Below are 644 nucleotides of genomic sequence, written 5' to 3'. Positions count from 1 at the left end.
TGAATCGCCCCCAGTTCCCTAGACACCTCGCAGCCTTAAAATGAGGCAACTATTGGAGGTGTTATGACCCGTCAGCGTTATCCAGAAACATTCAAAATCGAAGCGGTTAAACAAATCACCGAGCGCGGGCGGCCGGTGGCTGACGTTGCACGAGCCCTCGGGGTATCCAGCCACAGCCTGTATGCATGGCTCAAGCAGTACGGTAATCCCGCTGACCAGCAGCACGAAGAGTCAGCCTTGCAAGCCGAGATCCGCCGTCTGAAAGCCGAACTGCGCCAAGTCACTGAGGAACGCAACATTTTAAAGGAGGCCACCGCGTACTTTGCCAGCGAGTCAAGGAAAGGTACGCGTTCATAACCTCCCGACTCGACCGGTACAGTGTCGTTACCCTGTGCCAGACCCTGGGGGTTCACCGAAGTGGCTTCTACGCGTGGCTGAAACAGCCCGCATCGTTACGCCAGCAAGCGGATGAACGGTTGATCGGATTGGTCAAGCAATCCTGGCTGGAAAGTGGTGCTGTCTACGGTTATCGCAAGATCCATCGCGATCTTCGTGACTTGGGGGAAGCCTGCGGTAAGCACCGTGTGGCCAAATTAATGAGGCGGGAGGGGCTGCGTTCGCAAACTGGCTATCAACGCCGTAAG

The 644-nt window shown here is 56.2% G+C and carries 1 pseudogene; it reads left to right on the top strand.

The window, feature by feature from the left end:
• Positions 1-63 precede the first annotated feature (63 nt).
• Positions 64-644 (top strand): annotated as a pseudogene (locus tag BN4575_RS21500) (transposase); the annotation flags it as partial.

Source organism: Aeromonas sp. EERV15 (genome assembly GCF_900079845.1).
Taxonomy (GTDB): Bacteria; Pseudomonadota; Gammaproteobacteria; order Enterobacterales; family Aeromonadaceae; genus Aeromonas; species Aeromonas sobria.
Note: the sequence above shows the minus strand (reverse complement) of the source record. Positions and strands in the feature narration are given on the sequence as shown.